The following is a 10,261-nucleotide window of genomic DNA, read 5'->3' as shown; positions in this document are numbered from 1 at the left end:
GATGGTTCCAATGATACGACAGAAACCGATGCTCAGGAGTGTAGTTCATGCTACCAATATGTATTGTGAACAGAGCCAAATACACAGTTCAAATCCGCCATTCTGGTGTTCTATTATTCTGCGCAGCCCAAGCCCCTGCATGACTAATAAATAAAAGAAATGTGAGCCATTCCAAATAATCTGGAATGGCTTGTTTCACTTATGCTGCTTGCGGTTCTTGCAAAGGACTGCGAATCAGATAATCAAATGCACCAAGAGAGGCATTCGCACCATTCCCCATAGCAATAATAATCTGCTTGTAAGGAGCGGTAGTCACATCACCTGCTGCAAAGACTCCAGGTACAGATGTTTGGCCGCGCTCGTCAATAATAACCTCTCCACGAGGAGTCAAATCAACGACACCCTTCAGCCACTCAGTGTTGGGTACCAAACCAATCTGTACGAACACACCTTCTAAATCAACCCCAATAGTTTCACCAGATTCTCGATCCTGATAGCTCAGACCAACAACCTGCTCACCATCCCCACGAACCTCCGTGGTCATGGCATTGGTAATAATGTCAACATTATCCAGTGACCGAAGTTTCTTTTGCAGAACTTCATCGGCACGGAGTGTGGAATCAAACTCCAGCAGAGTTACCTTGCTAACAATACCGGCCAGATCAATCGCCGCTTCTACACCAGAATTACCGCCGCCAATAACAGCCACGCGCTTGCCTTTAAAGAGTGGGCCATCACAGTGGGGGCAGTAGGCGACACCTTTTCCTCGATATTCCTGCTCTCCCGGTACATTCATCTCCCTCCAGCGTGCCCCAGTGGAAATAATGACAGAGCGGCTTGAGAGCACAGCGCCACTTGCCAACTCAATATCAATGAAGCCACCAGTTTCTGAAGCAGGCACAAGCTTGTTCGCCAGCTGGCCGGACATAATATCCACATCATAATCTTTTACATGCTGCTCAAGATTTGCGACCAGCTTTGGGCCTTCTGTGGCTTTTACCGAGATAAAGTTTTCAATTGCCATGGTATCCATCACCTGACCACCGAAACGATCGGCAACCAAGCCTGTACGAATACCTTTACGGGCAGAATACACGGCAGCTGCTGCACCGGATGGACCACCGCCAATAATCAGTGTGTCGAACTTCTCTTTGTTATTAAGGGCTTCAGCTTCGCGCTTACCAGCATTTTTATCGATTTTCTTAACGATATCTTTCAGGCTGATGCGCCCTTGAGAAAAACTCTCATCATTTAGAAATACCGAAGGCACGGCCATAACTTTGCGCTCATCCACTTCGCTCTGGAACAGCGCACCATCAATCATGGTGTGACTAACATTTGGGCTAAGCGCCGCCATCAAGTTTAGCGCCTGCACAACTTCCGGGCAGTTTTGGCAAGAAAGGGAAATATATGTTTCGAATTCCAGTTCACCCTCCAGCCCTTGTATCTGTTCAACCAGCTCCTGCTCAATTTTCGGATCATGGCCACCGGTATGAAGCAACGCCAGAACCAGAGAGTTAAACTCGTGCCCCATTGGCACTCCGGCAAAAGTAATTCCAGCATTTTCACCCTGTTTCCGTATAGCAATAGAAGGAACACGGGCTTTACCTGTTTCACCATTCACTACAGTGATATTTTTGCTTAACTCTGCCAGTTCATTGGCAAGGTCAATTAATTCTTTTGATTTCTCAGAGCTATCAACAAACGCGACAATCTCAACTGCGCGGTGAATATTCTGAAAGTAAGTAGACAGTTGTTGTTTAAGATTGGCGTCCAGCATGATGCGCTCCAAAAAGAAGAGTTTTTCCTTAATTGTGATTCGGATGAGCGACCTTCTACACTTCTAACGGATGAAGGTCGCTGATTTGGCAGAAGAAAGGTTTAGATCTTGCCGACCAGATCCAGAGAAGGGGCCAGAGTTTCTTCACCTGGTTGCCATGCCGCCGGGCACACTTCACCATCATGCTCGGCAACATACTGAGCAGCCTGAATCTTGCGGATCAGTTCTTTAGCGGAACGACCAATACCCAGGTCATTGGTTTCTACAACCTTGATCTCACCTTCTGGGTTCATAACGAAGGTACCGCGCAGAGCCAGACCGTCTTCTTCGATCATCACCTCAAAGTTACGGGAAATCTTGCCGGTTGGATCGCCGATCATTGGGAACTTGATCTTGCCAATAGTCTCGGAGCTGTCATGCCAGGCTTTGTGAGTGAAGTGAGTGTCTGTAGAAACAGAGTAAACTTCTACACCCATGGCCTGCAGTTGCTCGTAGTGATCCGCCAGATCACCCAGTTCTGTTGGGCAAACAAAAGTGAAGTCTGCAGGGTAGAAGAACACAACAGACCATTTACCCAGCAGGTCTTCTTCAGTTACGGAGACGAAATCACCATTATGGAATGCGGTAGCGGAGAAGGGCTTGATTTTGGTGTTAACCAGAGACATAACGTTTTCCTTAATTTGAACGGCTTGTTTCGTGTTTGCAGTTCAATCTTATGCCTTGACGGAAAATTAAATAAATGAATTGAATTTATCTAATCGATAATCAAAAACTATAGGAAGAGTGGTGCGCCTATAACACCACTCTATTCTCATCCTCACTACAAAGAAGTAACAGCAACGCCACAGCTGTTCTCAACCGGAAGAGTCGCACCAATACCTGAGACCAGGGAACCAGTGCTTTGCAACAGGCGATAGCGGTTAAAAGCCAGATCATAGCGAGCATTGATTTCACTTTGGCGGGCTGAAAAATATTCGTTCTGACTATCCAGAAGGTCCAACAGAGTTCGGGAACCGATCAGGAACTGTTTGTTATAAAGTTCGCGGGAGCGGTCAGCCTGCTTCACATGTTCAGCCAGGGGCATTAAGCGCTTTTCACCAAACTCCACCGCAATCCAGGCAAAGCGTACTTCCTCTTCAACCTGACGTTGAGCACGGTTCTTGATTTCAATCGCTTCGTTCATCAGCTTACTGGCCTGTTCACGACGGGCTTTGTCCGCACCACCATTATAAAGGTTGTAAGTCATATTTATCTTGGCAGTGTGAGTATACTCATCGTCCTTTCCGCCATTCGCATCGCTGGTCCAGTCTGCACCAACCTCTAGCTCAACACGAGGCATAAATGGGCTTTTAGAAGCATCATACTGAGCCTGCGCTGCATTAATATCAGCAGATGCTAGACGTAGCACCGGATGATTCGCCTTAGCTTGAGTTAATGCGGCTTCCAGATTTACCGGCAAGCTGGCAGGAGCACTTGGCAGAGTAAACGACTGAGGAAGATTACCAATAACCCGTTGATACTGAGTCCTGGCATCACGCAAAACAGATTCAGCACTGATTTCGTTCGCCTTGGCTAGCACCATTCGACTTTCAGCCTGAGCGACATCTGCCTCATTGCTACGACCTTTTGCACCCTGCTTACGAATCAGTTCAACAACCCGTTCGTGTTCTTTTACATTTTCCTTTGCCAACTCAACAACCGCTTGCTGCCGTATTACATTGATATAAACCTGAGAAGCTTCCAGAGCTATACTTTCCGCAGCTGAACACACATCAAAGGAAGCCGAAGCATGTCGGGCTTCCTGACGCGCAACTTCACTATCTACCGCAAAACCATCAAACAACATTTGCCGTGCAACGATAGACGCATCTCTGCGAGTACGGTTAAGATCTTTATCTGGCTCCTGACGGGAGTTATACAAACCAATAGTCGTGCTGTTGCGAGTGTTTTCGTAGCCGATACCACTACGTAGATCGACCGTTGGTAAATAGCCAGCTTTAGCTTGACGAATTTCATAATCCCGGGCATCGGCCTCAGCCGTTCGGATTAAAATTTCCGGGTTTGTGGCCAAAGCTTCATTCACAGAATCCAGCATGGAACCAGCCTGAAGCGCAGAAGAAAGAAACAACAGCCCCAGTCCGGAAAGCTTGAAAGTATTAAGAGACATCCTGTACTCACCTTGTTCAGTTTTCTTATTCATGATTTTTCTCTGGTCAGACAATAATCTGGCCGTTAGTAATCAGTTGCAGAAGAATATCATCACCGTCCAGAGCACTATCAGAGTTCTGGTTTTGCCACCCGGTAGTGTTATTGAACTGGATATTGAGAGTATCGTTCGTACTATCTTCAGTATCTGCTGTGAACGTAATAACAGCCTGATTTGAACCGCCATCATAACTGGCACTCACTCCTTTACCTGTTAACGTTGCCAGATCAAGAGCCTCACTGTTATCAAACGTCACCAGATCAGAAATATCGAGCCAGTCAGCATCAGAGGCATCAGGGTCGCCCAGTGTGAAATCCAGAATTGAATCAGTCTGAACAGTCTGTCCATCAAGCATATCCTGGAAACGGAAAATAAAGGTGTCACTTTGCTCTCCACCTTCAAGAATGTCATCGCCGACATTACCGATGAGGAGATCCTGACCACTATCGCCTTTAAGGATATCGTTGCCAGCACCACCATCCAGTTGGTCATCACCATCTCCGCCATGGAGAACATCATCACCGGTATAACCAAACAGGCGGTCATCACCTTCACCACCAAACAGCTGATCATCACCAGCCCCACCATCAAGGATGTCGTTACCTCGGTCTCCTTTCAGAACATCTGCACCAGCCTGACCGAAGAGCTGATCATCGTCGTCGCCACCGGCTAAACGATCGTCATCATTTCCACCATAGAGTTGGTCTTCACCAGATCCGCCGGAGAGGTTATCGTAGCCAGCGTTACCATTAATAATGTCATTGCCACCTTCGCCGTTAATCGCATCGTTCTGGCTGGTACCGTTAAAGGTTTGATCAGTATCGTCACCTGAAACAGTGTTCTCTATTGTGCGAACAGTTAATACGGCACTGTCTTCGTCTCCATCCTGATCGGTGAGCACATAAGTAAGAACCAGAGGGATCATCAATGAACCGGGGTTATAGCTGTAGTAACCATTACTGCGGAATGTAAGGCTGGCTCCCGATGCACCATGAGTAATGGTTACCTGACGAACAACCACACCTTTAACAGTCTCTTCGCTAAGGCCAGAAACACTGTATCCAGACTCTGAGCCAGTTACCTGCAGGTTTTTGAAATCAACAGACAACCCTCCAAGGCTAAAGCGTGATATGTCTGCATTATCAACAGCGGAGTCAACGCCACCACCTTGAATAGCAAAATCAGTGAAGCTGGAACCAAGTGTGATACCACCATCAGTTCCCAAACCTGTTATCACGTTACCCTGAGCTATTTGACCAGCATTGATTGTATGCAGATCATCATCCGCTCTTGGCACCGCTTCAATGATATCCAACCGCAACACATCATTGGCCGTATCACCGTCGCCATCAATCAAAGTGAAATCAACATTCACCTGTTGTCCGGCAGTTCCCGCCTTGGCAAAGAACTTGTAGGTACCATCACTGAAGTCAAACAACATGGTGCCATACGGGAAGCCAATACCTTCATTTAGTTCAAGAACAGAGGCATTGATGTTGTAGGTTCCAGAGGATGGCGGTGTAACAGTTGAACCATCATAGGTAAAGGTGACCGGATTACCCGACAGTTCTACAGTAATAGATTGAACATAACCATCATCAGCACCAAGTACAGAGTTAACTATACCGCCTTCAGAAACCACTGTACCGCCGAATGCTGTTGGCACAGTACTTATCAAAACCTCCTCAAGCTCCTGCAAGTCTGTAACAACCAATGCTGGATCAATATGGCCATTACCCTGACCGTAAGCATCAATGTTGTGAACGAAATTTAAACCAGAGAAGTTTGTTATTCCTGTACCAATTCCTACTGCATAGGAGTAGATATCATTATTGTTGACAAAATCGTCATAATCACTGCTATTGAATACACCAGTATCTCTATTGTTATTACCATCAGACATGAAATAAACAATGTTCTTTTTATCTGCTCCTGTGGACTGCTGCTGATTAAGGTCAGACTGTAATGTATCTGTGATTTGCTCAGTCGCATCATAATAACTGGTGCCGTCATTTACCCTGCTGTTAACATCCGCAAAATCAACGCCATCAATTGCAGCCGATAGTTGATCAAAATCGGTGTAAGTACCTTCTTCATAGGCACCATCAGCAAAGACAATGACTGTTATTTCCACCTGAGTCGATTGCTCAAAGTATTCCCTGGCAAGGCTTTTGTATGCAGATTTAGCTAAATCAAGGCGATCCAGCCCCGGCAAACCTGAAGCGTTCTTCATGCTGGTTGAGACATCAAACGTAAATACTACATTAAATATTTCTTCCGCAGACTCTGGTGCGGTCTCAACAACATTCACAGCAATAGGCTCATCATCCTCAATAGAAACATCCAGACTCGAGCCATAGGTGTTACCACCACTGGTGAACTGGTAATTAATGCTCTCTGTAAATACATCTTCACCAGGAGCATTATTAACCCGGTCACTCAGTTGATAAACGTAATCACCTTTCTGGAAACCAGGCGTGGAATCAGTGGTGTACACGGTCAACTGACCATAGTCAGTATTTATCTGGATAGTGCTACCCAGTGACCCTGCCGCTGTTCCTCCAAATGAGAGCTGTGTAAGCTGCGCATCGGAGCCTGCCGCCCCATCATTGGCAAGCAGGTTACCAGTCGCAACTGTTGATCCTCCATCACTCAAAGTGCCGTTATTGAGAGAGCTCTCATAAACCGTTGCAGTATCAACACCAGCATCACCGACCGTAATGGTGACAGAGGCCGAGTCGGAGGCTCCGCTGTCATCCTGCACGGTATAAGACAGTATGCCAGTACCTGCATTAACACTGCTGGACAGGGTTAATGATGTCAGCTGATCAACCGTGAGAATAGTGCCAGCAGTCACCGCTGTGCCGTCTGGCAATGCGATAGTACCAAGCCCGGTTGGCACGCTATCTATTATTACCACTAAACTAGACACAACATCGTCAATATCTGTAGGAGCTGGTATTACCAAAGGCTGATTTACAGTGTTCTGTGGCATAGCAGCAACGGAATCGACAGCATCAGGAGCGCTGTTCACATCACTGATCTGGAAATTACTCTGATCCGATGCAGACAACGCGGTATGGGTTTCATCAAATACCGTTACCTTCAGCGTTCGAGTCCCAGTATCAGGTGACTGAGAATGACTGGAATAAGTCACTGACTCAAGTACTGTCAGGTACTCAGCAATACTGGCGCCACCAGTTAAAGTCAGTGTCCATACATCATTAACAATCGAAATACTCCCAGAAACTGACGTACCCGGTGTGAAATAGCTAAGGGTTTCACTGGCTGGATCATAGCCACCTAACTCGATCACGACTGATGAGAGATTCGTGCTGTCACTGTCACTGATCTGAACCCCTTGCAGAAGTTTCTGTACTCCCGACCCTTCTACATAGTTAATATCAGAAACATTCTGCACAACAGGTAAAGCATCGCCCGCCGTATTTATTACGGTAATCGTAACCTGTACAGGATCACTGGTATTTCCATTATCATCGGTTGCGACGTATGAGAACGTAACATCTTCAGATGTACCAAGAACCAGCCCATCAAAATCTGACCCCGGATCAAATGTATAAGATCCATCAGAGTTAAACGCTAATATCCCCTTACCGGATGGTAGCGGTTGAGACAGTACGTAACCATTCTCATCCAAATCACCATCAACATCAGTAGCGCTAGGAACCTGAGCAGTCAGCGTATCATCAACCGACGCATTAACAGCCTGCGCAAAAGCAACTGGGTTATCATCAACAGGACTTACATTAATCGTAACCGTCGCTGTATCAGTATTAGCATCAGGGTCACTCAGTGTATAAGTGAATGTTTCTGTACCAGAAAAATCTGGATCTGGGGTAAATTTATAAGAACCATCTGCTGCAATAAGCAGTGTTCCATTACCCGTATCAATAGGCACCAATGCACTAACCGGCTGCCCATTCACATGAGTGACAGCTAAACCGGCAACCGCCTGGAAGTTACCCAATACCTCTGAATTACTTAATGCCTCTTCATAGTAACGGAACTCGGCAATATCCCCTTCAAATGCATTCAAAGTTGGAATATTGAAAGAAGTACCATCAATGACAATATCGTCATCATCCGCACTACTGCTGGTAGAACCATCAATACGACCTAGTGAACTTTCATTGGGACCGGCCCAGTCTAATAAACTCACTGGAGTCGCATCTTGGGCGACCAAGGTTCCATTCACGTACAACCTTATCTGACCTTCACCGTCTGGTGCTCCGAGATCAAATACACCCGCTACCTGAACAAACTCAGCTTTAGGGTCTATGCCTAACTCAGACAAATCATACTTAAGAGCAACCTGCCGGCGGTTAGCTCCCCCACTGTCTGAGTCTTCAACTATGAAGTAGAGATTGGAGCCTTCAAGAACAAGAGATATACCATCAGTAGCACCACCAGATTCAAACAGTAATGTGTAATTGCCAGCAGCATTACTTGAACCTGCCTTAAACCACATCTCAAAGGTTGCATCTTTGTTGGTGACATCCGTGGCATCACTACTATTGATATTGGTAAAAGAAGTAGAAACAACTTTTGCCTGGCCGTTTGTAAACCTGTAGGCCTCAGTTATCCCTTCATATTCAGAAGTAACACTTTCTCTGGTTTGGCCAGTTAAGCCCCAATTCAACGTTCCTGAGCTGGCAGTGCCTGTGCCAGTATTCTCCCACTGACTATCGCCATCAGTATCATCAACTGCCCGATAGTTCAGCACAGCACCTGATTTAACAGCTCCCACGGAAGGGCTTGCATCGCTGTCAGCAATCGGGCCATCAGTCACGATGTTACCTGCTACTGAATTATCTTCGTCAACTGTATAGCTGTTATTCGTGGCATTGACTTCAGCACCACGAATGTAAACATCAATGTCTACAGCTTTCTGAGATGTATCATTGTTAGATTGCTCAACTGCAGTTGCGGTAAGTGTTAAAGTAACCGTGTCGAAATCATTGTCTATTGCAGCTTTTATCTGCAGATTGTCGTAATCCCAGCCCAGAATATTTGCCGAGGTATTACCGGCTGTCGCCACAAAAACATTTGTGCCATCTGTCAGAATTGCGCCAAGTGGAATGTTATCAAGAGTAAGTGTATGAACCTCCGAACCATCGTTATCAACAAACGATGCTGACACACCATCCAATTGAATAAACTCACCCTCATTACCCGTGTTAATTACCGGATAATAACCACCGTCATCGCTATCAGGTGCATCACCTGCAACAGGTACATAAGAACCTATGCCAGAAGCAGTACCATTGGCTACATCCGCTGGTACATCAGTGTAAATATCAAAGTTGGAAGTATTCAAATCCTGTGCTGGTTGACCATCAACACTGAGATTAAGATCAATATCTCCAGGACCACCATGGTTGTAGACGTACGCCTCAAAGGAATAGTAACCAGAAACGGAAGGTGTAAAAACAGCACTTGGGCGTGCACTATCAGGGAAGTTCCCGTGAACGTTTCCTCCCTGGCTATACAGCGTTGTGCCTCCAAGCTCAATATGCATGGCATCATCAACATACCCGGTAAACTGATATGTATGCCCGGCTTCCAGGAAAATCCAACCTGTATAACTGACTGCGCCATCAGCAGACAGAGGTGCACTTTGATCACTACCTTCGTTATCAGCAAAAACGTCGTTAACAGTATCAATGACATTAGCTGATGCGTTATTTAACGCATCTTCGAAAGAAGCAGTATCAGAATCAGAAATTTCATCAGCTGTTGCTGCGCCCGATTTTATTGGTGCATTGTTGTAGATCTTTCGGTTAAACCCGGTAGAAGAAGGAAGTTGGATATTACCGTTGTTGTCGAAGACAGAGGTTCCTGGTGTTCCGCCGGTTATGGTTGGCATATCTGCTACCGGTGTAACATTAACTTGCATTGTCACACTGGAACTATTGAGGGTTCCATCAGAAACACTAAAGGAAAAGTTTCCTTCATTACTTCCATCACTTGAACCGGTTGGAGCATGGGTGTCAGGAGCGTAACGGAAGTATCCATTATCTATATCTGAGGCTGTTACTACTTGCCCCACCGAAACAGACTCCCAATCAAAAGTTGAACTATTGAACAGTTCAAGCGTTCCATTCGCTGGAATACTCTCAACTCTAACACTGCTTAAATTACCGCCAGCAGGATCCATGAAATTGAAATTACTGGCACTAAATACAAAACCAACATCTTCATTCGTTGTTACTTCTCCCCCTGAAGTAGTCGGTGGAAAATCTTTCAACACCGTG

4 protein-coding genes are annotated in these 10,261 nt (G+C 46.0%); all 4 read right to left on the bottom strand.

Features of this window, described 5'->3' with window-relative positions:
- Positions 1 to 199 precede the first annotated feature (199 nt).
- The 4 genes from ahpF to QMA35_RS19770 all read right to left on the bottom strand — a co-directional run bounded on the left by ahpF (position 200) and on the right by QMA35_RS19770 (position 10,164).
- Positions 200 to 1,780: an alkyl hydroperoxide reductase subunit F gene (gene ahpF, locus QMA35_RS19785; protein WP_281648875.1), complete on the bottom strand. Its 1,581-nt coding sequence runs from the start codon at positions 1,778 to 1,780 to the stop codon at positions 200 to 202.
- A 101-nt stretch (positions 1,781 to 1,881) separates the two neighbouring features.
- Positions 1,882 to 2,445, bottom strand: a complete 564-nt coding sequence (ahpC, locus tag QMA35_RS19780) for an alkyl hydroperoxide reductase subunit C (protein WP_281648874.1) — start codon at positions 2,443 to 2,445, stop codon at positions 1,882 to 1,884.
- A 155-nt stretch (positions 2,446 to 2,600) separates the two neighbouring features.
- Positions 2,601 to 3,980, bottom strand: a complete 1,380-nt coding sequence (locus QMA35_RS19775; protein ID WP_281648873.1) for a TolC family outer membrane protein — start codon at positions 3,978 to 3,980, stop codon at positions 2,601 to 2,603.
- A 13-nt stretch (positions 3,981 to 3,993) separates the two neighbouring features.
- Entirely contained in the window at positions 3,994 to 10,164 is a 6,171-nt protein-coding gene (locus tag QMA35_RS19770) for an Ig-like domain-containing protein (RefSeq protein ID WP_281648872.1), read from the bottom strand.
- Positions 10,165 to 10,261 lie beyond the last annotated feature (97 nt).

Source organism: Parendozoicomonas sp. Alg238-R29 (assembly GCF_947331445.1).
In the GTDB taxonomy this organism is placed as follows: Bacteria; Pseudomonadota; Gammaproteobacteria; order Pseudomonadales; family Endozoicomonadaceae; genus Sansalvadorimonas.
This window is presented reverse-complemented; position numbering and strand designations above follow the sequence as displayed.